22 protein-coding genes and 1 pseudogene are annotated in these 23832 nt (G+C 56.0%); 6 read left to right on the forward strand and 17 right to left on the reverse strand.

The genetic code is table 11. The features are described from left to right. Positions 1-2 precede the first annotated feature (2 nt). On the reverse strand, positions 3-3125 hold the full coding sequence (locus tag ASE07_RS04320; RefSeq protein WP_057289574.1) for a CHASE domain-containing protein: 3123 nt from the start codon (positions 3123-3125) through the stop codon (positions 3-5). Positions 3126-3530: 405 nt separating this feature from the next. Here ASE07_RS04320 and ASE07_RS04325 point away from each other — a divergent pair, with 405 nt between their 5' ends. Then, positions 3531-3692, forward strand: coding sequence for a hypothetical protein (locus tag ASE07_RS04325; protein ID WP_156396369.1), 162 nt, complete (start codon positions 3531-3533; stop codon positions 3690-3692). Between the two features lie 335 nt (positions 3693-4027). Here ASE07_RS04325 and ASE07_RS04330 read toward each other — a convergent pair whose 3' ends face one another. Next, the gene (locus ASE07_RS04330) at positions 4028-4432 is read right to left on the reverse strand and encodes an FKBP-type peptidyl-prolyl cis-trans isomerase (RefSeq protein ID WP_057289576.1); all 405 of its coding nucleotides are present in this window, start codon (positions 4430-4432) and stop codon (positions 4028-4030) included. Positions 4433-4633: 201 nt separating this feature from the next. On the opposite strand from ASE07_RS04330, the gene ASE07_RS04335 reads away from it, so the two are divergent. Further along, a complete protein-coding gene (locus ASE07_RS04335) occupies positions 4634-5098 on the forward strand; it encodes a DUF3293 domain-containing protein (RefSeq protein ID WP_057289577.1) in 465 nt (154 codons plus the stop codon). 179 nt (positions 5099-5277) lie between these two features. On the opposite strand, the gene ASE07_RS04340 is transcribed toward ASE07_RS04335, so the two are convergent. The 4 genes and pseudogenes from ASE07_RS04340 to ASE07_RS04355 all read right to left on the reverse strand — a co-directional run bounded on the left by ASE07_RS04340 (position 5278) and on the right by ASE07_RS04355 (position 9869). Further along, positions 5278-6795 carry a BCCT family transporter gene (locus ASE07_RS04340; protein WP_057289578.1) on the reverse strand — a complete coding sequence of 506 codons (1518 nt, stop codon included), beginning with the start codon at positions 6793-6795 and terminating at the stop codon, positions 5278-5280. A gap of 1074 nt (positions 6796-7869) precedes the next feature. Further along, positions 7870-7992, reverse strand: a pseudogene (locus tag ASE07_RS30620) (UDP-2,3-diacylglucosamine diphosphatase); the annotation flags it as partial. A 90-nt stretch (positions 7993-8082) separates the two neighbouring features. Then, the gene (locus tag ASE07_RS04350) at positions 8083-8874 is read right to left on the reverse strand and encodes an alpha/beta fold hydrolase (protein WP_057289580.1); all 792 of its coding nucleotides are present in this window, start codon (positions 8872-8874) and stop codon (positions 8083-8085) included. After that, complete coding sequence (locus ASE07_RS04355) at positions 8871-9869, reverse strand: M14 family zinc carboxypeptidase (RefSeq protein WP_442946050.1); 999 nt, start codon at positions 9867-9869, stop codon at positions 8871-8873. The genes ASE07_RS04350 and ASE07_RS04355 overlap by 4 nt, the downstream gene beginning before the upstream one ends. A 309-nt stretch (positions 9870-10178) precedes the next feature. On the opposite strand from ASE07_RS04355, the gene ASE07_RS04360 reads away from it, so the two are divergent. Next, the gene (locus tag ASE07_RS04360; RefSeq protein ID WP_057289582.1) at positions 10179-10955 is read left to right on the forward strand and encodes a GNAT family N-acetyltransferase; all 777 of its coding nucleotides are present in this window, start codon (positions 10179-10181) and stop codon (positions 10953-10955) included. A gap of 136 nt (positions 10956-11091) precedes the next feature. Continuing rightward, on the forward strand, positions 11092-11412 hold the full coding sequence (locus ASE07_RS04365) for a hypothetical protein (protein WP_057289583.1): 321 nt from the start codon (positions 11092-11094) through the stop codon (positions 11410-11412). Positions 11413-11468: 56 nt separating this feature from the next. On the opposite strand, the gene ASE07_RS04370 is transcribed toward ASE07_RS04365, so the two are convergent. From ASE07_RS04370 to phnG, 7 genes are read right to left on the reverse strand one after another with little or no spacing between them, the layout of a single operon-like run. Continuing rightward, positions 11469-12602: an alpha-D-ribose 1-methylphosphonate 5-triphosphate diphosphatase gene (locus ASE07_RS04370; protein WP_057289606.1), complete on the reverse strand. Its 1134-nt coding sequence runs from the start codon at positions 12600-12602 to the stop codon at positions 11469-11471. Then, on the reverse strand, positions 12602-13315 hold the full coding sequence (gene phnL, locus ASE07_RS04375) for a phosphonate C-P lyase system protein PhnL (protein ID WP_057289607.1): 714 nt from the start codon (positions 13313-13315) through the stop codon (positions 12602-12604). Before phnL ends, ASE07_RS04370 begins: the two co-directional genes overlap by 1 nt. A gap of 10 nt (positions 13316-13325) precedes the next feature. Next, positions 13326-14114, reverse strand: a complete 789-nt coding sequence (phnK, locus tag ASE07_RS04380; protein ID WP_057289584.1) for a phosphonate C-P lyase system protein PhnK — start codon at positions 14112-14114, stop codon at positions 13326-13328. Beyond that, a complete protein-coding gene (locus ASE07_RS04385; RefSeq protein WP_156396373.1) occupies positions 14111-15013 on the reverse strand; it encodes an alpha-D-ribose 1-methylphosphonate 5-phosphate C-P-lyase PhnJ in 903 nt (300 codons plus the stop codon). The genes phnK and ASE07_RS04385 overlap by 4 nt, the downstream gene beginning before the upstream one ends. Further along, positions 15010-16182: a carbon-phosphorus lyase complex subunit PhnI gene (locus ASE07_RS04390; RefSeq protein ID WP_057289585.1), complete on the reverse strand. Its 1173-nt coding sequence runs from the start codon at positions 16180-16182 to the stop codon at positions 15010-15012. Before ASE07_RS04390 ends, ASE07_RS04385 begins: the two co-directional genes overlap by 4 nt. Before the next feature lie 5 nt (positions 16183-16187). Then, positions 16188-16787, reverse strand: coding sequence for a phosphonate C-P lyase system protein PhnH (gene phnH, locus ASE07_RS04395; RefSeq protein WP_057289586.1), 600 nt, complete (start codon positions 16785-16787; stop codon positions 16188-16190). Next, entirely contained in the window at positions 16787-17239 is a 453-nt protein-coding gene (phnG, locus tag ASE07_RS04400) for a phosphonate C-P lyase system protein PhnG (protein WP_057289587.1), read from the reverse strand. The genes phnH and phnG overlap by 1 nt, the downstream gene beginning before the upstream one ends. A 149-nt stretch (positions 17240-17388) precedes the next feature. Between phnG and ASE07_RS04405 the strand changes: the two genes are divergently transcribed. Beyond that, complete coding sequence (locus ASE07_RS04405) at positions 17389-18609, forward strand: alpha-D-ribose 1-methylphosphonate 5-triphosphate diphosphatase (protein ID WP_057289588.1); 1221 nt, start codon at positions 17389-17391, stop codon at positions 18607-18609. Positions 18610-18626: 17 nt separating this feature from the next. Further along, positions 18627-19892, forward strand: a complete 1266-nt coding sequence (gene phnN, locus ASE07_RS04410) for a phosphonate metabolism protein/1,5-bisphosphokinase (PRPP-forming) PhnN (RefSeq protein ID WP_057289589.1) — start codon at positions 18627-18629, stop codon at positions 19890-19892. A gap of 133 nt (positions 19893-20025) precedes the next feature. On the opposite strand, the gene ASE07_RS04415 is transcribed toward phnN, so the two are convergent. From ASE07_RS04415 to phnC, 4 genes are read right to left on the reverse strand one after another with little or no spacing between them, the layout of a single operon-like run. Next, positions 20026-20574: an HD domain-containing protein gene (locus tag ASE07_RS04415; protein ID WP_057289590.1), complete on the reverse strand. Its 549-nt coding sequence runs from the start codon at positions 20572-20574 to the stop codon at positions 20026-20028. 2 nt (positions 20575-20576) lie between these two features. Continuing rightward, positions 20577-21398 (reverse strand): phosphonate ABC transporter, permease protein PhnE, encoded by an 822-nt coding sequence (gene phnE / locus ASE07_RS04420; RefSeq protein ID WP_057289591.1) that lies wholly within the window; start codon positions 21396-21398, stop codon positions 20577-20579. Positions 21399-21408: 10 nt separating this feature from the next. After that, complete coding sequence (phnD, locus tag ASE07_RS04425) at positions 21409-22386, reverse strand: phosphonate ABC transporter substrate-binding protein (protein ID WP_057289592.1); 978 nt, start codon at positions 22384-22386, stop codon at positions 21409-21411. Between the two features lie 38 nt (positions 22387-22424). After that, positions 22425-23279: a phosphonate ABC transporter ATP-binding protein gene (phnC, locus tag ASE07_RS04430; protein ID WP_057289593.1), complete on the reverse strand. Its 855-nt coding sequence runs from the start codon at positions 23277-23279 to the stop codon at positions 22425-22427. Positions 23280-23832: the final 553 nt, after the last annotated feature.

The following is a 23832-nucleotide window of genomic DNA, read 5'->3' on the forward strand; positions in this document are numbered from 1 at the left end:
CTCTATTTTGTGGAGGCTGCGGATAAGGAGAATCTTGATGCCAGGACCTGACGTACTTTCTTGGCTAACTGTTCTTCATTGTATGGTTTGCTAAGTAGCTGCACACCTTTTTCCAGTCGACCACCGGTAGTTAGGGCATTGCGCGTATAGCCTGACGTGAATAGAATTCCGAGCCCCGGCAAAAGTCGGCTCGCTTCTTGTGCTAATTGCGTGCTGGATACAGGACCAGGCATAACAACATCCGTAAATAGCAGATCCACGTTATGGTTGTTTTTTAACATTTCCAAACCGGCGTTCCCATCATGGGCCTCCATCACCTTGTATCCGAGGCGCGTAAGCATTCCAACGACTGTCGTCCGCACTTCGGCATCATCTTCCACCACGAGGATGGTCTCATGACCTCCAATGATCAGGCCCTGGTCTGGCGACGTGTCCGGCTCTTCCTGCTGTAGCACCCTTGGCAGATAAATCGTGATGGTAGTCCCTCTACCTGCTTCACTATCAAGCCGGATGTGTCCACCGCTTTGGGTGACGAAGCCATAGGCCATGCTTAACCCAAGTCCGGTGCCTTCACCGGTTGGCTTGGTGGTAAAGAAGGGCTCAAATGCCTGTTCGGCTATTTCGGGCGCCATGCCGGTACCATTGTCTGTCACAGCAATTTGCACATACTCGCCATAGTGAAGAGATGTCGACAGAGATATTCCCTTATGTCCGTGGTGAACATTCTTCATTTCAATGAGCAAGCTGCCGCCGTTCGGCATCGCGTCACGCGCGTTTATAGCAAGGTTAAGAACAACGTTCTCTAACTGCCCGCGGTCGGCAAATATATTCCATAGTTCTTTGGTCGCTCTAGTCTCGAGTTCGATGGTCTCGCCCAACGCTCGCCGCAACAGATCATCCATTGCCTGTATTACCCGTAAAGGATTTAACGCGATCGGCTGTAGTGGCTGACGTCTGGCAAATGCCAGAAGCTGCGATGAAAGTTTGGCGCCCCGGTCTACTGCTGCCATAACACTATCCAAGCGTTTCTCAATTGCGGGCTGGCCGGCCAGAATATGTCTGAGCAACTCAATGTTGCCCCCGACTGTCTGAAGTACGTTGTTGAAGTCATGTGCAACGCCACCGGTAAGCTTGCCCACTGCCTCAAGCTTTTGCGCATGCTGAAGTGCTGTTCGGGCTTCTTCAAGGGCGCGGGCACGTTCAGCTTCGTTTTTCTCCGCCGCCTTCCGTTCTCTGATGTCCCTGATAAATGCGCTGCCGGCATAGCCGGAAGTCTGTGGAATTCCGGCGACTGCCAGTTCGACAGGAATGAGGTTTCCAAACTTATCGACCGCATCCATTTCGATAACCTGGCCAATCACGCTTTCAACTCCGGATGAGGTAATGCGCAATATTTCAGCTCCGTGTGCCGCGCGTGCGTTTGGTGGAACGATGAGCTTTGGCAGTTCGGTGCCAATAGCTTCGCTGGCGGTCCAGCCAAAAATCTTTTCAGCCTTCGCATTCCAGTCCGTGACACGACCTGAAGCATCCCATGCAACAAAAGCATCGTGCGAATTTTCCAGAATCACCTGTATCCGGCGTTGCTCGATCGCGAGCCGATTGTTCGATTCGCGAAGCGCATCTTCATCCTGTTTGCGTGGCGTGATGTCGGTATGCGTCCCGATTGCACGAAGCACCTTACCGTCTGCCTTTCGACTCACCGCGGTACCTCGGGCCAATATCCATTTCCAGCTACCGTCCTTACAACGCAACCGGAATTCGTTGAAGTATCCCTGGTCCCTGCCATCAAGGAATTGCTTAACAACGCGCAATGCACGCTCTTTGTCGTCAGGATGAATGAGCCGCTCCCACTCAGATATCTGACTCCCGATGTCCGTATCTGCAAATCCCAGCATCTCTTTCCAGCGCCTTGAATACATCATCTCGCCCGTTTCTGTATTCATGTCCCAGACGCCATCACCGGCGCCTTCAAGCGCATACTTCCAGCGAAACTCGCTTTCACTTAGATGGTGAGTCATGATGTTTGCCAGCGAGAGGGCACGCCGACGCCCTGAAGCGAGCGCCCACACCAGCGCAGAGAGCATAACGCTGGTCAGAACGCCGCCCAGTGCAATAATCGTCGGCATGGCACTTCCGAGGCGCTTTTCAAACGATGGACTTGACCTTATTTCAAGCGTCCATGGACGGCCACCGACCAGTATTCGGCGCTCCGTATGAAAAAAGGACGGCTGATACCTTACAGTCGGCGCCGAGGCGTTTTCAAGCGAATAGTAGAGTTTTGAACGCTCTGAAACTTCGTTGCCATCATAGATGGCGAGGATAATGTCGCTGGAGCGCTCGCCGCCCAGACCTGCCATCAAGTCCCTCATCCGGAAAGGCGCCCCTATCCACGCAAACAGACTGGCTCGCCTATCCGCAATGGTCATCGTTGGGGCGCCACGGCGATAGACCGGGAAATACATGACCAGTCCAGCTTGCTCATCTTTGCCATCCTCCTGAATCAGTTTTACCTTTCCCGATGCAGCAGCCTGACCGGTATCCCTGGCACGCTCCATTGCTTCACGGCGAATGGGATCGGTCAGCATGTCAAACCCCAAGGCGCGCAGATTCAATCCTGAGAACGGTTCAATATGCGTAATGGATGAGTAAACAGCACGTTCGGATACCGGGAAAATTTTGTAATTTGGAAATCCTTCTTTTCGCACGGATTCTTCATGAGCTTGCCTATCGGCGCTGCGCACGATCTGCGATATCGCGATGCCCTGAATGCCTGGGTAAGTATCTTGCAGGCGCAACGATTCAACGTACAAACGAAAATCTTCACGACGGATATCTGGTGAGCCAAGCAAGAACGCCTGAGCACCGCGCTGCACTTGTTCGTACGTCGCCATGCGCTCTTCGATATGCCGGGATGTTTGGCGAACCTGGAAGTCGAATTCTGTCTGGAGCGCCCCTCGAGCGTCATTTTGCGCATTTCTCCACAGGCCTATGGTGGTAAGGAGGCCGAGCAAAAAAATGAGGGCAGCCAATAGTTCCGGCGCCAGAAACATCCTGTCAGCGGAGCCTGGCTTAACGTTATCCGGCTTTCCGGCGCCAGCATCTGTTTCCTCTGGAGAAGTCATCATCCTTATTGCCTACGAATGCGTTTGCCGATCAAAACTCTGCCTTCATGTGGCCAACGTTGAATTAACGACAATAGAATTCGGTAGCTTAGGCATGTTAGACAAGGTGTTTGACTAGATAGAAACCGTTTAGAAACTATTCGACCAATGGTTTTCAAATTAGTGGCTTGGTATCAAAAGAATCCGTTATTCATCAAATAAACCTGCTCGCATGCGGAAGATGACCTTCACCGCATTTGTTCTTGATGAAGATTTTGTTATGTGCAGCCTCCGCAGGCAATTGCGCTATAGCATTTTTCGCACCCATTCACAAATCAAATAACTTCACATCACCACTTGTAATTGGGAATGTTGTTGGGCGAAGCCTATATTGTCTTCAACAGCACAAGACATTTAAAGGAAAAAGCCATGACAACTCTCGCACTCAACGCCGCTAACCGTTCTTATACATTCCTGGCAACCTTCATTGATGCGCTGGACAAAGCCGTCGCAATGGCCAAAGCCAGTCATCACAATCGCCCAAGCGCAGAAGACATGCGAAAAGTACGTGCAATCGCTGAGACGATCTAAGAGCAATTCTGCAGTATTGGCCTGTCGGGCCAGGAAAACGCCCGCATGTATTTGAGCAGACACGGTCTGCTCAAATTGCGTTAAAGGTAGTTTTTCGATGTCGCCAATGAGCTGGACTGATGTGCAACGGTTCGTGCAGCACACATCAGCACGGATTCAACGTAGTCGTGCTGCACTGTGGCACGGTAGCGGCGGGCAATCACCGGCCACAAGCGCTTGAACCATGGGCAATACGAAAGGCCTTACGGTGACTAAAGCCAGTTTCGCCATCGTCGCAGTGCATTCGATTCCGTTGCCTTAGCGGTAGTCCATATCGCTTCGAAATTCGAAGAACTTTATTGAATTCCGAGGAGTTCAACTTCAAAGTTGAGGTCCGCGTTTGGCGGAATCACGCCACCGGCTCCGCGTGCACCGTATGCAGTCTTTGCCGGGCAAAATAGTTTTGCCTTCTCGCCTACGTTCAATTTCTGAACGCCCTGTGTCCAGCACGGGATGACCCCCGACAAAGGAAAGCTGATAGGCTCTCCGCGCTTGTACGAACTATCAAACTCGGTACCGTTCTGCAGCGTTCCCCGGTAATGGACCTTCACGGTATCCGAAGCCTTGGGACTCGGTCCTTTTGCGGTCTTGATTTTCTGCACTTTGACACCCGAATCGAGTGTTTCAACCGCCTCATCGGCCACCGCCGCGGTGCCGGCCATCATGGTGAAGCAGGCGAACAGTATGGAAAATTTCTTCATGCAAACTCCTGTAAAAGTAAACGAGACGTAGGAGCCTAGCAGAGTGTGGGCTCTCTCGCATCGTTTTATCCACCGTCTACTTTTAGAGAAAGATGTCGCTTCCGGCACACGGAAATTCATGTCAAAATACTGTATGCTTGTACAGTACAAGCATTAAACTAACACTCCGTTTTCCCCCCGTTAACCCGCCTAGCGGCGCTCATGAAGGCTCTTACCATTTCGTTCACTGACTACGCAGAGCTGACTGCCCAGCAGCGTGCTGTGTGCCGCGCGACAATGTTCACCGTTCACGCACCACGCCGTCTCAGGCTCCAGGCCGGAGTACGTAATTCTGACCTGACGCAACTGCTTAGGACCCATAACGCCATAACTGCGGTTGTGGTAACGGCCTATAATCCCGCGGGACAAAAACTTCCAGCAACGAAAAACAAAGCGCGCCATGCTGCGCTTGCTGTCGCCATCAAAAGGCTTAAGCTGGCAGCTCTTCCTGCCGAACGGGAAGGATGTAACGACGCTTCAGATGAGGCCTACCTGGTGCTCAATATCAGCGGTGCCCAAGCCGAAGGCCTTCTGACTGAATTCGATCAGCATGCGTTGTTATGGTGCAATCAGTCCAGTGCGCCGGAGCTGATGTTGCATCCACTGATGCGGCTGCAGGGGCGTTGAAGTACTCATTCCGGCCAGGGGTCATCTCAAATATAAAAGCTTCTGCCGGGAAGTTGTATTAAATGATATCAAACACTCTGTCCTGCGAAACGCTTTCGCTGTTGTGGCCTGCATTGCTTCCGTGCCACTGCCGTCGGCGTCCAGACAGTGCATTGTTCACGAATGCTTCCTGCGCTATTTCATTGCGCCATTAGCTGGCGCAGCCGCTGACGCAGCTCGCGCTCCTTGCGCTGCTCTTGCTGCCAGTCTTCGCGGACCCCTCGCCACAGCGACACCACCATCAGGAGAATCACCAGGGTGAACGGCAGGGCGAAGACGATGGTAGCCGTCTGCACCGCCTTGATGCCGCCAGCCAGCAGCAGGCTGATCGCGATGCCTGCGACCAGTGAGCCCCAGACGATCTTAATCCGCGCTGAAGGATTGGGGTCGCCGCGCGTGCTCATCATTCCCAATACCAGGGTCGCCGAGTCACCGGACGTGACGAAGAACACCAGCACCAGCAGCGTGGCGACGACCGACATCGCCAATCCCATCGGCATGGCGCCGAACATGGTAAACAGCGCCGTGGATACGTCCTCTTTTACTGCGGCCGCGATGGGTACGTTCTGCCAGATCTCCATGTGAAGCGCGGTTCCGCCGAACACTGAGAACCAGATAAACGCAAGCAGTGATGGCACCAGCACGGTCCCGATAATAAATTCGCGGATAGTGCGCCCGCGTGAAACGCGAGCAATGAACAGCCCGACGAACGGCGACCATGACACCCACCATGCCCAGTAGAACACTGTCCAGCCGCTGACCCAGCTGCTCTCGCGGAAGGGCGTCATGCGCAGGCTCATGCGCACGAATTCACTGAGATAGCTACCCAATGTATTAGTGAACGTATCGATAATGGCAACGGTAGGACCCAGCACGAAGACGGCCAATGTCAATACCGCGGCCACCACCATGTTGAAGTTGGACAGCCACTTGACGCCCTTGCTGACGCCGGTGACAGCGGAGGTGATGAACAATGCGGTGGTCACGACGATGATGCCCACCTGCGCGCTCTTGCTGACCGGGAGCCCGAATACCACTTCCAGGCCGCTGTTGATCTGCAGAGCACCCATGCCGAGCGAAGCTGCCACGCCGAATGCCGTTGCGATCACCGCCAAGCCGTCGAACAGGCCTGCCATACGTCGCACCGGGCGCCACGGCAGGGTACCGATGGACTCGCTGACCAGTGCGGGGCGCTGCCGCCGGTACTGGAAGAAGGCGATGGACAGCGCGACGACGCTATATATGGACCAAGGGTGCAGGCCCCAATGAAAAAAGCTGTAGCGGACTGCGGCATTGGCCGCTTCCGGCGTCGCCGATACGAGTCCGGGCGGCGCAGCGTTGTAATGCGAGATCGGCTCTGCCACGCCCCAAAACACCAGCCCGATCCCCATCCCGGCGGCAAACAACATTGCGAACCAGGCTCCCAGAGAAAATTCTGGCTCGTCCTCATCGTTTCCCAGCTTGAGGTTGCCATAGCGGCTGAATGCCAGGTAGACCGCGAAGATGACGAGTGCCAGGGCCGCCCAAAGATAAAGCCATCCAAAGTTCTTTGTGATCGACACGAGCGCCGTATCAAATACGGCGGAGAGTGAAGTCGGTGACAGGATGCCCCAAAGCACGATGCTGAGGATCAATCCAACAGAAACAGTAAGTTGCATGAAATCTCCTGTAGCGAACGGGATGCGCGAAGCGTGCAGCCGTCGATGAAACTGATTGCGATGGCGCAGTCGCGTGCCTTTGGCAAGCCTACCCAAGCGCATGCCTGCTGTAATGCAACTCGGGGGCACCTTAATGAAAGCTTATCTTTACCATGCCGCTTGACGGCTGATATGCATGGCCATCCCTGCAGCCAAGCCGTTTATGCCGCTACCTGCTGTTCGAGATAAAGATCGATGTACAGGTCAGTGCACCTTGACAGGTATGAAGGATGTCAACGCTGAACTCGCCGTTCTTGCCGGTGGCGTTCTTGGGTGATTCCATTGACAGTGCTTGAGGCACGATGGGTAAGCGCCGGCAGAAATAAAACTGCATCCCGCTCAATTTTTAAAAACAGGCCGCGACTGTACCGCGATTCCCTTATGTGAAACTTAAAGCGCGTCGCAGCTCAGCAGGGAGTTTGAGGAGTATGCACGCTCTTCGGTGCCCTGCCACTGCGTGACAGATGGGCGCCTTTTTTAACGTTGATACAACGTCATTTTCGTGACAGGGAAATCATGCGGGCGTTTGGCGAACTCAGTGTGCCTGATGCGCCGTCGGAAATGCAATACGAGATTGGCAAACGTCGCGCCATCTACCGTGCAATGAGTCAAGCGATTCAGTAACTAGTGGGGAGGAAGACTTCAGTCTTTCTCCTTTTTAAAGCAGGCTGTGATACTCAGTGGATAGTTACCAACATATAAAGTGAAGCCTTAAAGAAGTCTAACATTGCCGCTCATCAGCCATTATCGACACCGTCCTATGCGTTGGTTTGACAGGCCTTAAAGGCAAAATGCATGTGTCAAGGCAGTGTGCAGGCCGTTGCCGCGACTGGTATCCTATGCGCTGGTTGTAAAGGTATTACTTATGCTTTCCGATGTCTTGACGCTGTTGTTTTCGGGTTTGGGCTTGTGCGTGGTCGCAGTCATTGTCGTCGCGATTTTATATTGGTTGAAAATGTAGCCTAAGCTTCAGGCATATACAGAATGATGGTATCGAAAGAGGTAATGTAGCTGACCGCGTTCTTGACCTTGAGCTTGACATATTGCTTCGTCGTGACTGCCGGGTACGAAGATCACTTCGGTGCCCTTCTTGCCTTTTTCAGCACGTTCTGAACGACGTTTATGCGTCTGGTCCCAGAACCAGCGACGTTTGATCTGCATGGACCCAAGAAGAAAGACTCGCCGTGGTGCCGTGGTTCCCCGATGGGCCGCATTCAAGCATGTCCCGGAGAATACGCAAGTATTACTTCAGCGAAATGACGTCTCGATGTAATTTTCGTGACATGCATGCCAGCGTGCGACCTGATGTGCAATCCACGCGCCGTCCTGCAGCGGCAAATCGTGCCCGGCGTCAGGATGGATGTGCCACGGCGCTTGCCATGCGTCCGCAAGGCGCAATGAACAACTCGGGTGCACCAGTCTGTCTGCGGCGCTGGCAAGCACCAGCACTGGAACCTTCGGCGCTGAAGCCTGCGCGCGGAAGCGACTCGCTGCCCATAACTGTCGTAAGGCGTTTGCCATGCTGACCGGGTGGTCGTGCTGATATGACATCCAGGCGTCGAGTAAGGATGACGGGATCGCAGATCCGGTATTGGTGGTCAACTCCCATACCAACCGTTCGCGCAGCATGAGATCGTGCTTCTGCATGCCCTGGATACACAGTTGCAGCAGCTTGCCATAATTGCGCCAGTACAGTCGGTAATAGAAAGGGCTGAATGGCCGCAGGCTGGAGTTAATGAGTACGCAGCCCCGCAGATCTTCCGGATAGGCCTGTGCCCATGCTGCGGCCACCATGCCCCCCATGGAAAGCCCAAGTACGTAATACGGAGGACGGTGGCCTTGCGCATGCAGGTGTTGCCGGCACCAGGCCATCATGTCATTGACGTGCAGCGGACTCTGCAACTTGTTCAGGCTGCCGTTTCCGGGAAGATCCTGCAAAATTACCCTGGCTTCAGGAAGATGATGCTGGAACACCTGGGGAAAATCGCCCCAGTGCCGGCTTTCCCGCATCAGCCCGCGCAGAAAGATCCAGGCGCTCATGTTTTTTCCACCCCATACCAATGCGCCAGTGCCTGTTCTTGGAGGTCGAGCCTCGCAGCACCGGCCGGCAGCCACTGTTGCCAGCCGCGTGCTGCAAGCGTCAGAAATTCCAGCCATACCAGATGCCGACGTAGTACCCGTTGCAGGCGATGGCTGGCGATCGGGTTAAAGATGCCCGCTTTGGAAAACAGCTGCATCGGGCGTTTCTTGATCCAGCGCCATGAACCGAGCTCCAATGTCAGCGGCAGGAACACCGGATGGTTGTCACATCGTGTCGCGCTCAGGTACAAATGGTCCCACAGATCGCCGTGCGTCAGGTATTGCCTGCTTTGCGGTTCAAATACGTAGTCATGATTAGGATAGGCACGCTTGAATAACATATGCAATGCGAACAGTTCCGCAAGGTGCGGCACCGGTTTGCGGGAGTGCGCATAGGGAAACCAGATGCGGTCCCGCAGCCCAAAACCAGAATGGCAATCCAACGCGATGCTAAAAGGGCGGCCGAGAAATTCCTGCTCGACCAGTTCGCACAAGGCCTGACTTTCCGCTTCCATCACGGCCGAGCCCCGATACCAGGGCAGATGCGCACTGAAGCGTTGGCCACCGAGCAGAAAAGGCACAGCCTGGTCGCAGTCCACTGGTGCGTTGCGCATCAGGTCGACCCCGCTGGCATTGGAGCGCGTCCCTCTCAGCATGCCGATCGGGTTTATCAGGGGCATGAAAACCAAGCGTATTGCGGATAGCTGTTCTTGCAATACGGCATCCCAGCGCACGCGCTCGAGCAGTGTTTGCAGGAACGCGAGCAGAACTTGCGTGCCGATGCGTTCCAACCCATGGACACCGCCAAAGAAACCGACTGCAGGGACCTGCGGATCGCTACTGCCGAGTGACGCCGCATAAATCGGATAGCGCACGTCGCCACACTGAACTGTTCGCACGACGCGCGTCTGGAGTAAAGAGGAATGGCTTTCGATCAATCGTTCAAAAGTATCCATTTCGGGCAAGCTGGTCATCCGCATCGTTTTGTGCACGGGTCCGTTTCGTAAAACCTTGTGAAAACTTCGTCAAAGAATGAGCGCTTATTGCTAGCGATATTGCTATGGCAGGAGATGGTAGGGGCTTCGCGCATTGCCATGAAGCGACCTATTGATTCCTCGCTCCAGACAGATCATATGTTGAGATTGCATTGTGTGTGATAGCGACAGGCGCCTCGCCGTTGCAATGTCATGAAACTGCCATTGAATCGTAATACGACTGAAGCAATCAGTGTTTAGGCTGGAGTTGTTTTCACGAAAGGATAGCAGATGCAATTACTCGACACGCAGGACACCGCTAGCATATCCAACCAACATAATCCCAGACTGACGCTGAGCATGGCGAGCACGATTGAAGAAGTAGAGGAAGTGCAGCGCCTGCGTTACAAGATTTTCATCGAGGCCGGTGGGCTGTCTTCGCTGATGAATGCGGAGCGTCTGGATCGCGATGAATTCGACCGGTATTGCGATCATCTGATCGTGCGTGACTCCGGCTCGCTGCAGGTCGTCGGCACTTACCGTCTGTTGAAGCCTGAAGCAGCACGTGAGACCGGCCGGCTGTATTGTGAAAATGAATTTGACTTGCTGCGCTTTGCAAATCTGCGCGGCCGCATGGTCGAGGCCGGCCGTGCCTGCATCCATCCGGATTACCGTAGCGGCGCGGTGATCATGTTGCTGTGGGCGGGACTGGCCAGCTATCTTCGCCGCCATCAATGCGATTATCTGATCGGTTGCGCCAGCATCAGTCTCGCCGACGGCGGCGCGAATGCCTCGGCGGTCTATCAGCAGTTGGCGACGAGCCAGCATCTCGCCCCGGCCGAATACCGCGCGACGCCGCACCTCCCGTTTCCCATGCAGCAATGCAGCAGCGATGCTCGTCGTGCCATTCCGCCGTTGCTGAAAGGTTATCTCCGAAGCGGCGCGTGGATCTGCGGAGATCCCGCCTGGGATCCTGACTTCCATTGCGCGGACCTGCTTTTGCTGTTGCCTTTGGCTAACCTCGATAGCCGTTATGCGAAACGCTACCTGACAGAGAAGGCCGCTTGAACCATCAATATTCGGTCGGGGCAGAAAGGGCTGCACAGTATGGCCTTCATTGGCTCAATTGCCCTGCCCCATGCGCGTTGCACATTGCGCATTGCGCATTGCGGCAGGGATTCCGCAGAGGAAGACGAGTTAGAAAATGAACGTAAAGATTGCAGACGAAACCCGATCCGCGGACGCATCCGGGTTTCATGCGGAACCTGTGCTCATGAAGGAACAATTTTGTCAGGCACGGCTGGATGGCATGACTGCGTTAATGTGGAGTGCGATGCAGGAATATGCATTGAGCCTTACTGCACTTGGCGCGCCTGGTCTGCATGGCAAGGAACTGCAACGGCGGGAAGAGACCTGTCGCGACATGCGCGCCCGCTTCCTGCACGCAAAGGCTGCGGTCGAGACGCTTTCGGCGCTCAAGCCGGCGTCAAGACCGGCCATCGATACCGGGTTGTTATTGATTTAGTGCGGGCGGTCCCGGTGCCGCCTTCTTAACAACGGTAGCCCTCCTGCTTGCCTGCTTTACACAATCCTTCGTCCGGCCTTCCATGCCGCGAGTACGACCGGCACACCACCCATCATGCGGACGCGCACCAGGTCGGCTCGCAGTCCCGGTGCAATTTCGCCCCGGTCGCTCAGCCCGATCATGCGCGCAGGGTTGTGCGACACGGTTGCAATCGCCTTGGGCAGACTGAAGCCTTGGGCTTGCAGCAGGAAGGCCGCATGCAACAGGCTGGCTGGCACATAATCCGATGACAGGACATCCAGCAAATCGTGACGCGCCAGTTCGGCGGCGGACACGTTGCCGGAGTGTGAACCACCCCGCACCACGTTCGGCGCCCCCATGATGATGCCAAGTCCGTGAGCCCGTGCGGCACGAGCAGCTGCCAGTGTCGTCGGAAACTCTGAAATCGACACACCCTCCGCCACGCCTTCGGCAACATGGTCGGTCGTCGTGTCGTCGTGGGTCGCCAGCGGGACCGGCAACGCACGGCGCGTGCATTGTGCAACGACAGCGGCGCGATTGGCGTTGACATAGCGCTCCTGCCGCTCCAGCAAGCGATCCAGCATGGACTCGACTTTTTCTTCACTCCATCCGCGCTTGCCGGTCACATAAGTCCGGTAATGGCCAATATCCGTCCATTGCCTCTGCCCTGGCGTATGGTCCATCAGCGAGACCAGACGAAGGCGCTCATCGTCAAGGAAGGGCGCAAACATCTCCACCAGGTTTTCTTCCGCAAGCTCAAGTCGGATATGCAGCAGGTGGTCGGCACGCAGTACACCGGCCTGCGCAGCAGTGCGCAAACCTTCGCTGCAGGCCTCCAGCATCTGTATTCGCACGGAATCGGTATCGATGTCGCCGACTGACAATGCATCAAGCACGGTGGTGATGCCGGCAGTCGCCACTTGTGCATCATGTGCGAGGATCGCTGGCAACACCGGCCAGCTTACCTTGGGGCGGGGCATCAGGTGCTTTTCCAGGTTGTCGGTATGCAACTCCACCAGACCGGGAAGCAGGTAATCGCCCTCCCAGTCCTCGGCGCCCAAGGCTGCCGTGGGTCCCGGCCAGATTTCGGCAATATGTTCGCCATCAACCGAGAGCGAGCCGGTAAACACGTCGTCACGGGTAACGACACGTGCATTGGCAATAATTATCATGATATGCAGGCAAGAGTGGCCGGCTGGGCCGGTTGAATGGAAAACAGACGCGTAGCAAGCGCATGGCGTACATGCTCATCATGAAAGATGCCCACGATCGCCGCACCGCGCTCGCGCGCCACATTGATCATGTCAACGACGGTATCGCGATTGGCTTCATCCAGCGAGGCGGTCGGCTCGTCGAGCAGCAGCACCGGATAATCGCAGATCATGGTTCTTGCAATATTGACGCGCTGCTGCTCGCCGCCGGAAAACGTCGCAGGCGGGATCTGCCAGAGCCGCGGCGGTATGCGCAGCCGGGTCAGCATGGCCCTGGCCCGGTCCAACGCCTCGTGCTCATCGATCCCGCGCGACAGCAACGGTTCGGCCACGAGGTCGAGCGTCGCGACTCGCGGAATGACGTGCAGGAATTGCGTCACGAAGCCGAGTGTCGTGCGACGCACCGCATGCACCTGTCGCGGCGTTGCGGTAGCCAAGTCTATCCACTCTTCGGCATGTCGTATTCGGATACTGCCGCCACTCGCCTTGTAATTAGCATACAGGCAACGCAGCAATGTACTTTTCCCCGCGCCCGACGGGGCATGCAAAACGACACACTCGCCTGCCGCCACATCAAGGGCAATGTCGGACAAAATGGGCAAGTGCAAACCATCCTGCAAGTGCAGGGTGAAATGCTTGCTGAGGCCACGGGCTTCAAGTTGATTCGACATCGCGTGGTCCTTAAGCATGAACAATGGAAGAAACCAGTAACTGGGTATAGGGATGCTGCGGATCGTCCAGCACCTGATCGGTCAGGCCTTCTTCGACAACCTGCCCTTCGCGCATCACCATCAGGCGATGTGCGAGCAGCCTTGCAACGGCGAGATCGTGCGTCACGATAACGGCGGCAAGCTGCAGTTGCGTGACGAGTTGACGCAGCAAGTCCAACAGACGGGCCTGCACCGATACATCGAGACTGGCAGTAGGTTCATCCATGAAGATCAGACGAGGTCGCGTAACCAGGTTGCGGGCGATTTGCAGACGCTGCTGCATGCCACCGGAAAAATCGCGTGGCAGGTCATCAATGCGCGCCGGATTGATTTCCACACGCTGTAGCCAAATCGTCGCTTCATTGCGAATGTCGCCGTAATGCCGGGCACCTACAGCCATCAGGCGCTCGCCGACGTTGGCGCCCGCCGATACGTCCGCACGCAAGCCGTCACGGGCGCTCTGGTGCACAAAGCCCCAGTCGGTACGCGACAGCAGGCGCCGCCTTGCTTCGCTGATCTGGTACAAGTCGACCACGCCCTCGTGGCGCGTGGAAAACAGCACTTGCCCTTCATCGGGCGCACGATGACCTGCAAGGCAGTTCAGCAGGGTGGTCTTGCCGGAACCCGACTCACCCACGATACCGAGCACTTCACCCGGATACAAGGACAGGCTCACCTTATCGCAGGCTATTCTTGCACCGAAGCGCCTTGTAACCTGTTGCGCCTGCAGCAAAGGAAAAGGGGTCTGCTCGGCATTCATTGTGGCTGCTCCTGTTGATGGTCTTGATCCCGGTTGTCCTGGCAAAAATCGGTGTCGCTGCACACATATTGCCGGCCGCCCTTGTCATCGACGATGATTTCGTCGAGAAACGATTCCTTGCTGCCGCACAGGCTGCAGCACTGGTCCCAGCGCTCGATCTGAAACGGGTGATCGTCGAAGTCGAGGCTTTTGACTGAGGTATAGGGCGGTACTGCATAAATCCGCTTTTCCCGACCAGCACCGAACAGTTGCAGCGCTGGATTGCAATGCATCTTGGGGTTGTCGAATTTTGGAATGGGCGACGGACGCATCAGGTAACGTCCGTTAACGATCACCGGATAGTCATAGGCGGTAACGATCTTGCCCATGCGGGCGATGTCTTCATAGAGCTTGACACTCATCAGCCCGTAATCTGCCATTGCGTGCAGCTTGCGTGTCTGCGCTTCGCTGGACTCCAGCCAGCGCAGCGGCTCCGGAATGGGCACCTGGTACACGATGGTCTGGCCTTCGCGCAGCGGCGTCTCGGGAATGCGGTGGCGGGTCTGGATGAGCGTCGCTTCAGGCGTTTTTTCAGTAGTCGCTACGCCGGTAGTCCGACGGAAAAAGCGGCGGATGTTGACGGCATTGGTCGTGTCGTCGGAGCCCTGGTCGATCACCTTGAGTACATCTTCGTGCCCGATCACCGCTGCCGTTACCTGGATGCCACCGGTACCCCAACCATAAGGTAACGGCATTTCGCGCCCGCCGAAAGGCACCTGATAACCCGGAATCGCGACCGCCTTCAGGATGGCGCGCCGTATCATGCGCTTGGTCTGCTCATCGAGATACGCAAAGTTGTAGCCCGGATCGGCTTGCGAGCTGCTGTGCCCTGTTGTGTGCTCTACCGTTGTCTGCATCATGCTGCTTTCTGCTGGGGACGCTTTGTGTTGCCATCTTCTTCGGCGGGAGCCTGTTTGGCGCGGCTGGCTTCAAGGTTCAATGCGCGGATCAGGTTAAGCTCCGACTGGAAATCCACGTAATGCGGCAGCTTGAGATGCTGCACAAAGCCGGAAGCTTCCACATTGTCCGAGTGGTACAACACGAACTCTGGCATTTGCGCCGGAGAGTTGACCTGTTCGCCGAGGTCCTCTGCCCGCAATGCACGATCGACCAGCGCCATGGCGATGGACTTCCGTTCTCCATGGCCGAAGCTCAGACCATAGCCACGCGTAAATTTCGCGCCTTCCTCATGTGAGCCGGAAAACTGATTCACCATCTGGCATTCGGTCACTTCAATGTCGCCAATATCGATGGGGAAGCCGAGTTCTTCTGGAACGACTTCAATCGGTACACTGCCAAAACGGATTTCACCGGCGAACGGATGGTTGTTCGCATAACCGCGCTGTGTGGAATAACCCAATGCCAGCAGAAAGCCTTCATCGCCGCGTGCCAGATTTTGCAGCCGCGTATCGCGTGCTGCAGGAAAACGCAAGGGATCGCGCGTCAGATCGGCAGGCGCAGGATCGTCCGTTGCCGGAAACTCGTGTTCGATCAGGCCTTCCGCATTCAGGAAATCGAGTACCCTCGGCATGTCGCTCGGGTCTTCCGTTGTGTCCACAGTGTCCATGACCTCCGAACTTCCATCCTGAACTGACGTAGTGTCCGCTTGCTCAAATGCAGTATCGGCGGCCAGCGAAAAATCGAGCAGGCGTTGTGTGTAGTCGTACGTCGGGCCCAGAATCTGTCCACCCGGAACATCCTTGAAAGTCGCGGAGATCCGGCGCTCGACCAGCATGCGCGAGGTATCGATCGGCACGGTGGAAATAATGCGTGGCAGCGTGGTGCGATAAGCCCGCAGCAAAAAGATCGCTTCGGTCAGATCGCCGCTCGCCTGCTTGATCGCCAGCGCGGCAAGGTCAGGATCGTAAAGTGAGCCTTCGCTCATCACACGGGCCACGGCGAGCCCCATCTGTTCACGAATCTGGGCGATGCTCAGTTCGGGCACGGCGGGATCGCCACGGCGCCTGCGCGCCAGCGCCTCGTACGACGCTTCGATCGCCTTTTCACCGCCCTTGACAGCTACATACATGTTGGTTACTCCAGGATTTGTGTGGTGCGAGGTAATGCGACCAGTTCGTCGCCGCAGCAGAAGACCAGATCGACACCCAGTGGAAAGCCGGCGTTGTTACGCCGCCATGCCTGCGAGAAGTGCTCGGATAATCCGGTAACGCGTAATTCCGCCGTATCTCGGATACCGGGCCCGCTGAGCGTGTACCTTGCACCCTCACGCAGACCGGATGCTTGAACAAATAGCGTTGTCGACCGATCGGGATATTCCATGCTGCCTTGGGCAAAGCATGCGAAATCAATGTTTTCGGTACTGCTGAGCACGGCGAAAACTGCCTGCGCCGGATCATCGGTGAGCGCGCATCCGCAATGAAACCGCAAGAAGGAAGAAACCGCGTTGGACCGCACATGGGCATCGAGCCACACCGGCGTATCGAGATCGGCAAGCGACAGGCATAAGGCCGTGGTCGCTGCATTGAATGGGGCCGGTGTGTTGCTTGTCATGGGAAGCCGACATATCCTCCCGGGAGATGCCATGGCATCGAGCAGGGTGCGAAACGTTGCCTGTGACGCAGATACGCTGTCTTCCCACGCCGGTACGAGAGCGTCGTTCAGTTCCGCGTTCATTAGTCTTCTCCTCTGACCATGGTCATGAATTCCACCTTGGTCGCCTGAGCTCGTGCACGCGCCGCCTGCCGCTGCTCGGCGATCTTGCGCTCCACCTTATCCAGTACGAGCGAACGCACATTGTTGCGCGCATTCGATTGCATCAAGGCATCAAATATGGCGGCCAGTTCGGCATGACGCTTGTCACGTCCGGCAATATAGGCGATGCCCGTTTCACCGGACACAAGCCGCACCGCACAACGTGTGATTGTCATCTCGCCCTGATTGAACTGCATGCCCGTTCCTCCGGCCCGGGCCCTGACCATCGCCAAACCGGTCTCCGGTTTGCGCATCCACAGGAACTCGGGGAGAGGACCATACTGTGTTGCCGCGTCCATTAGCGTGTTACGCGGCGCCTTCGCCAGCAATGACATCCATCTGGCGCGGTCGGAAGTAGCGTCGAGAGTTTTCATGCAAAGGATTGGAACACATCAAGATGAAATCCTGATGACATGTTCGGATCGCGCGTCAACATGCGGCGCGAATTCTTGCCTTGCAATGTCAAAAGCAGGTAACAATCGCTTGCTACGATGAGGCATCCTAACTTTCAGCAGGTATCCTCATGCAAGCCTTGCATATCCATGGCGCAGCCAATGTATTGTGTAATCAGGATGACAGCGTTCAATGGAAAGCTACTGACGTTCTTGTCACAGATGGCTTGGTTGCTGAAGTAGGCTGTGACCATGGCCATAGCAATAACGACACGACGCTTGCCCACGCCACATCGCTGGATGCAACAGGTCTTCTGGTATTGCCCGGTATCGTCGATATCCACGGTGATGCTTTCGAACGGCAAATCCAGCCGCGTCCCGAAACGGTGTTCAGCCACGACATCGCAATGGCTGAAACCGATCGGCAGCTTATCGTCAACGGTATTACTACCGCATGCCACGGATTGACTTTCTCATGGGAAGGCGGCCTGCGCGGACGTGATGCCGCACTGGCCATGCTGCGCCAGGTCAGCGACAGTGCCAACCATTTCCAGGCCGATCACCGAATTCACCTGCGTTTTGAAAATCATCATGTGGATGGATTGCGTGATGCGCTGGATTGGATTAGTCAAGGCTGGGTCAGCCTGCTTGCCTTTAACGATCATTTGCCATCCATTGCACGCAAGATGCAAACACCTGAAAAACTGGCAATCTATGCTGAACGAGCACGTTGCAGCACGGCGGAATTCAGAGCCCGCCTGGAAGCGGCACAATCGCGTGCAGGAGAAGTCGCCGACGTCATTGAAGCGCTTGCAGCGGAGTGCCGTCGCAACCGCATTCCAATGTTATCGCACGATGACGAAACCGCAGCCGATCGTCTGCGCTACCAGGACTTGGGAGTTGCCATCAGCGAGTTCCCGCGCACGCCACAAGCGCTGACAACGGCGATGGGTCTGTCGAACATGGTTGTCATGGGCGCTCCGAACGTTTTGCTTGGTGGCAGCCATTGCGGCGGCATGTCGGCAACAACATCGATCAGCGCGCAGGCCTGCCATATTCTTGCCTCGGATTATTATTATCCTTCGCTACTGCATGCGCCATTCAAGCTGGCATTCGTGGAACAGGTATGCACGCTCGCACAAGCATGGCAACTGGTGTCGGAGAACCCCGCCAAAGCTATGGGGTTGCGTAATCGCGGCAGAATCGCACCTGGTTGCCGAGCTGACTTGATTCTCGTCGAGGCGTCCGTGACCGGTGCGGCAAAGCTGGTTGCGACCATCGTTGAAGGCCAGGTCGTCTATTGTTCCGAACCGGCCCGCCTGATCCAGCGCCGCTTGCCACTTGCAGCCTGATTTGTGATGATAAAAGCATGACTCGATACGCCATTTATTACACCGCTGCCCCGGATTCGGCGTTATGGAATGCGGGATCTCGTTGGCTGGGCCGCGATGCGGCAAACGGACACCGGTTGGAACAACCAGCGATCCCCGGGGTACCGGCTCCCGTCTTTCAAGGACTGACCGGGGATCCATGTCGATACGGCTTCCATGCAACGCTCAAGGCACCGTTTCGGCTGCAGGATGGATTCGATGAATCGCATTTATATGCGATGGCCAAGGCGTTCGCAGCCACGCAAACACCGATAACGCTATCCGGATTGCAAGTACGTCCAATCAATGGCTTTCTTGCCTTGCGGCCATCAGGATTGCGAGATGACATCGCGGCGCTTGCTATGCGTTCTGTCGCTTACTTTGATCCGCTTCGGGCACCGCTGTCCGAATCCGAACTCTCGCGCCGCCGCCATGCCGGGCTTAGCGAGCGGCAGGATGCCCTTCTCCAGCGCTGGGGTTATCCATATACCGAGGAAGAATACCGGTTTCACATGACCCTGACCACGTCGCTGCGGGATATCGACGAAGAGGCAGCCTATGCGATCCGCAAGGCCGCTGAGGGGTGGTTTGATCAGGCCCTGTCAACAGTGCCATGTGCGATCGACGCGATTTCCATTTTCCGCGAAGAGGTACCCAATGCGCCATTCCTTTTTTTGAAACGTTTCCCGTTTGAAAAACAGGATGGCGAGACGATGCTCCCGAAACCAGGCCGCCTGTTTTTCATTGTCGGCCCATCCGGCGTGGGGAAGGATTCGCTGATTCGCTGGGTAAAGGAAAAGATTGCCGATGATGGGCACGTAGTCTTCACGCGCCGCTCCATTACCCGTGCTGCACACGACAGTGAAGACTATGAGTCACTCAGTGTCGAGGAATACTGGCGACTTGCCGCAGGGGGTCACTTTGCAATGAACTGGCAGGCGAACGGCTTGCATTACGGAGTTCGTCGCGGTATCGAAGCTGACCTGATCGCCGGGCGCGATGTCGTCGTCAACGGCTCACGCCAGTACATTCCCGAGCTCTGCAAACGCTTTCCAGATGCGCAGGTGGTATGGATCGATGCGGATGCCGAGGCGATACGGCAACGCATGCTCGGTCGCCGTCGTGAAAGTGGCGCTGCTCTGCTCTATCGTATGAAGCGAGCAATTGAGTTTTCGCATCCGGATATCGACAATCTTATCCGTCTCGATAACAGCGGCCCGTTGGAGCTCGCCGGAGCGCGGCTAATGGAAATCCTGACACGGTAACGCCGGGAGCGATGTACCGTTTTACTGCCAGCGGATCTGAAAGGGTCGGCGTTGTCTCCTTATCTGGTCCGCCGGCATTCACACTTCACATCCGGTCGCCATCCGCGTAAAGTGGCATCAAGCTTAGATCGCATCAAGCAATTGCAGCATGCTCCCTGATCAGATGCTGCATCAAAGGAATGTATTGATTCAGGGAGGGCGTTACCTTACCGACGACCTTCGCGGCGTCGTCCCAGCGCCGCAACCTTACCGCATTCTCCGCATACGGCTGGCTGATGAAGTTGGCCGCTTGCTCCGTGGAGAACGGTCCACCCTGCCATTCCAGACTACGTTTCGACATGTCGGAAAGCGAACCCCAGTACAAAGGATCGATCGCGCAAAGATAACGTTTTGCATCGACATGCATGCGAACCGGTTCTGTCACCGCGGCCGGGAACAAATCAGCCAGCATCAGCGCCGCCAATTGTTCATGCGGTTGATGACGATCGCTGGTATCGGGCGCGAGATGGAAGATGTCATGCAGCAATGCGGCGATAACCAATTTATTGTCGGCCTTATTCTCGCTTGCCAAGGCCGCGCACTGCAACGCATGTTCGAGTTGCGTGACCGCCTCTCCGCCATACAGTCCATCGCCACGATGCAACAGCCAGTCCACAATCGATTCGAGTGTCAGTGATGTCATGATCAGATAAATGTCTTGCGAAGTCTGGACGAAACCAGGTCGATGAGGGTGACGGTAGCCACAATCAACATCAGCACAGCGCAGGTTTGCGCGTATTCAAAACCTCGAATCACTTCCCAGAGAATGACACCGATGCCGCCGGCACCAACCATGCCGACCACAGTCGCCGACCGGACATTCGATTCGAAGCGATACAGCGCATAAGAAATCCATAGCGGCATCACCTGTGGCAGCACGCCGAATACGATCTCTTCTAACGCATGCGCCCCGGTCGCACGAATACCCTCGACCGGCTGTGGATCGATCGCTTCGACAGCCTCGGAAAACAGCTTGGACAAAATGCCGGTGGTATGCACGAACAGCGCCAGCACGCCAGCAAAGGGGCCAAGGCCGACAGCCACCACAAACAACATGGCAAACACCATTTCATTGATCGCGCGCGCGGCATCCATCATGCGTCGTACTGGCTGGCATATCCACCAGGGGACGATGTTGGACGAGCTCAGCAGGCCGAACGGCACGGCAAAGATCACGGCAAGCACCGTTCCCCACAAGGCGATCTGCAAGGTCACCAGCAGCTCCTGGACGTATACACGCCAGTCGTGAAAGTCTGGGGGAAAAAATGCCGCCGCATACGTTCCCATGTTGGCGGCATCGCTGAACAATGCAAGCGGCCGCATGTCGGCGCCCTGCCAGGACAGGGCGAGGATGCCAAGCAGGATGCCCCAGACCAGCTGGCGTGCCAGGTCTCGTCGGGGCGGCGTCGGATAGGCGGCCGGCGTCTCGGAACGCAACGGCGATAGCGTGTTAGGCGCAGTTGACATATCGGCAGTTTCAGGACTTGGCGATATCGGACAGTTTGCGTGCGATGTCATCCAGCTTGGCTTTCTTGGTGTCAGGATTCATGCCGGCGTCGGCTTCAATCTTGATTTTTTCCTTAAACAATTCCAGCTGGCGAATCGGCAGCAGCTGCGCGTTGCTCGATTCCTGGAAACTGCTGAAGTTCAGCTTTAGCATCTGTGCCTTTTCACGTGCGGCGTCCGGACCGGCTTTTCCATACGCAAAGAGAAAATCCTTGATCTTCTGCTTCATTTCCTGCGGCAGGTCGTTGCGCCAGACGATCGGATCCGCGGCAATCAATGGAGATTTCCATATCTGGCGCAACTGCTTCGCCATGTCTGGCTGTCGTGCCTCGATACGCTCATAAGTATCCGAGCTATGTACTGCGGCGTCTAGCTGCTTGTTGGCGACGCCCAGAATATTGGTTTCGTGATTGGCACCACGCACTGTCTTGAACGCCGTCTTGGGATCAATGTTGTTCTTGGCGAAGACGTAGTAGCTCGGTACCAGGAAGCCCGAAGTCGAGTTCGGGTCACCCATACCAAAGTTCATCGATTTCGCATTCTTCAGCACGTCGTCCAGAGTCTGATAAGGGCTGTCCTTGTGCACGCTGATCATGCTGTGGTAGCCGAGCGATCCATCGACGTTGACGGTCTGCGCGAAAACTTCAGCATTCGAGCGGTCGACGGCTTCCATCGCCGACTTGTTACCCACCCAGGCCACTTGTACCTTGTTGAAGCGCATGCCTTCGATAATGCCCGCATAGTCGGATGCGAAGAACGCGTTGACCTTAACACCGAGTCGCTTGCTCATATCCTCGAGAACGGGCTGCCAGTCCTGCCGCAGGTTCTGTGCCGACTCGGTGGAAATGAAACCAAAGTTAATCGCTTTTCCAGTGTCTTGCGCATGTGAAGCAGCAGCGAATGAAAACAGAACAGTAGCGGCGAATGAAGACATGAGCGTGCGATACATAGGTAAACTCCTAACGATAAAAGTAAGCTAAGGGGTGGTCAGGCTGCAGCGGCAGAAAATCCAGACAACCCGTGAATATCCGTTGCACTTGCCGTCTGCGGTTGCGGTTGTGACACAGGCGCAGGGCTCAAAATGTCTTCCGCCTCTGCGCCGTACAGCTCGCGCAGCATGGCAGGCGTGAGTGCCGCGGAAGGACCGTCATAGACGACTCTGCCCCGATGCAACGCGACAGTGCGCTGGCAAAACCGCATGGCCATGTCTACTTGGTGCAGCGATACAATCACGGTGGAGCCGTCTTCACGGTTGAGGGTGGCAAGCGCCTGCATCACACGACGTGCAGATTCTGGATCAAGCGAAGCGATCGGCTCATCGGCGAGGATGATTTTTGCTCTCTGCACGATCGTGCGTGCGATTGCCGCACGCTGTTGCTGGCCACCGGACAATGCAGATGCTTTCTTGTATGCGTGGTCCGCAATGCCGACTCGTGCAAGTGCTTCGAGACCAAGGGTTTTCTCTGCTGCGGTGAAATGCTGGAAGCAGCTTCGCCAGAGCGGCATACGGGCCAGTCCACCGGACAGTACATTGGTAAGTACTGGCAGGCGGCCGACAAGGTTGAATTGTTGAAAAATGAAACCAATGTCGGCGCGTGCATTGCGTACGTCCCGTGCGATCACACCATCCTGTTGAACTACGCGGCCACCTACACGTATATGGCTCTGCGTCGCGTTCGCTGGCATCAAACCGGAGATATGGCGCAGCAGCGTCGACTTACCAGATCCGGACGCGCCGATCAGGGCGACCATTTCGCCATCGGCGATGTCTAAGTTGACCCGGTCGAGCGCCTGGAAGCTGCCCTTGAACGTTTTGGACAAACCCTTAATTTCAATAGCCATGGTATTAGCCGATCATCGTGAATGACGGCGTAAGTATCACCAGCCAATGTGTCAAGCGTATGAAGGACTTATGACAAATACGTTAAATACCCACGTTACCCATGGCGGGCTTGGTTGCCACCGCGATTGATATACCGACCGTTTCAGTGCAGTTAGAGCGGATTTCATCGTGTGTACTGTCGCCTCGGTCCGCCTTGACGCGCAGGACGGCGTTGCTTGTCGCTTGTGTGGCCCGCCACACGGCACTTCGCGCGCCTTGTCCTGCACGCCAAGTCGACCCGATTCTCCGTACACCACGATGAAATCCGCTCTAGGGGAAATCGGGAGAGTATGTCGCGCCCACATTCCAGAACGGCAAGCGTGCGTTTGTACACCCGCACATCATGCGTTTGGTGCAACGTTTCTGATAACCGCTGATACTCCGCCTTGCTCAATCGTAACCAGAGCGCGAGGGGGATGGATTCAACTGGTCACTGCAACACGTTCCTTTAAACAATTTGAAGAAGAGAATCGTGATGCAGAGTTCGGACCGAATGGATGACCGGCGCAAGAC

The sequence above is a fragment of the Noviherbaspirillum sp. Root189 genome, from assembly GCF_001428545.1.
In the GTDB taxonomy this organism is placed as follows: Bacteria; Pseudomonadota; Gammaproteobacteria; order Burkholderiales; family Burkholderiaceae_D; genus Noviherbaspirillum.

Bases quoted from the DNA above. Each gene is read 5' to 3' on its own strand.
- ASE07_RS04360 (WP_057289582.1), top strand. From the start codon at position 10,179: ATGCAATTACTCGACACGCAGGACACCGCTAGCATATCCAACCAACAT.
- phnD (WP_057289592.1), bottom strand. From the start codon at position 22,386: ATGTATCGCACGCTCATGTCTTCATTCGCCGCTACTGTTCTGTTTTCA.
- ASE07_RS04330 (WP_057289576.1), bottom strand. From the start codon at position 4,432: ATGAAGAAATTTTCCATACTGTTCGCCTGCTTCACCATGATGGCCGGC.
- ASE07_RS04340 (WP_057289578.1), bottom strand. From the start codon at position 6,795: ATGCAACTTACTGTTTCTGTTGGATTGATCCTCAGCATCGTGCTTTGG.
- ASE07_RS04415 (WP_057289590.1), bottom strand. From the start codon at position 20,574: ATGACATCACTGACACTCGAATCGATTGTGGACTGGCTGTTGCATCGT.
- ASE07_RS04365 (WP_057289583.1), top strand. From the start codon at position 11,092: ATGAACGTAAAGATTGCAGACGAAACCCGATCCGCGGACGCATCCGGG.
- phnE (WP_057289591.1), bottom strand. From the start codon at position 21,398: ATGTCAACTGCGCCTAACACGCTATCGCCGTTGCGTTCCGAGACGCCG.
- ASE07_RS04385 (WP_156396373.1), bottom strand. From the start codon at position 15,013: ATGATGCAGACAACGGTAGAGCACACAACAGGGCACAGCAGCTCGCAA.
- phnL (WP_057289607.1), bottom strand. From the start codon at position 13,315: ATGTCGAATCAACTTGAAGCCCGTGGCCTCAGCAAGCATTTCACCCTG.
- phnH (WP_057289586.1), bottom strand. From the start codon at position 16,787: ATGAACGCGGAACTGAACGACGCTCTCGTACCGGCGTGGGAAGACAGC.
- phnN (WP_057289589.1), top strand. From the start codon at position 18,627: ATGACTCGATACGCCATTTATTACACCGCTGCCCCGGATTCGGCGTTA.
- phnG (WP_057289587.1), bottom strand. From the start codon at position 17,239: ATGAAAACTCTCGACGCTACTTCCGACCGCGCCAGATGGATGTCATTG.
- phnC (WP_057289593.1), bottom strand. From the start codon at position 23,279: ATGGCTATTGAAATTAAGGGTTTGTCCAAAACGTTCAAGGGCAGCTTC.
- ASE07_RS04405 (WP_057289588.1), top strand. From the start codon at position 17,389: ATGCAAGCCTTGCATATCCATGGCGCAGCCAATGTATTGTGTAATCAG.
- ASE07_RS04390 (WP_057289585.1), bottom strand. From the start codon at position 16,182: ATGTATGTAGCTGTCAAGGGCGGTGAAAAGGCGATCGAAGCGTCGTAC.
- ASE07_RS04320 (WP_057289574.1), bottom strand. From the start codon at position 3,125: ATGATGACTTCTCCAGAGGAAACAGATGCTGGCGCCGGAAAGCCGGAT.
- phnK (WP_057289584.1), bottom strand. From the start codon at position 14,114: ATGAATGCCGAGCAGACCCCTTTTCCTTTGCTGCAGGCGCAACAGGTT.
- ASE07_RS04335 (WP_057289577.1), top strand. From the start codon at position 4,634: ATGAAGGCTCTTACCATTTCGTTCACTGACTACGCAGAGCTGACTGCC.
- ASE07_RS04350 (WP_057289580.1), bottom strand. From the start codon at position 8,874: ATGAGCGCCTGGATCTTTCTGCGCGGGCTGATGCGGGAAAGCCGGCAC.
- ASE07_RS04355 (WP_442946050.1), bottom strand. From the start codon at position 9,869: ATGGATACTTTTGAACGATTGATCGAAAGCCATTCCTCTTTACTCCAG.
- ASE07_RS04325 (WP_156396369.1), top strand. From the start codon at position 3,531: ATGACAACTCTCGCACTCAACGCCGCTAACCGTTCTTATACATTCCTG.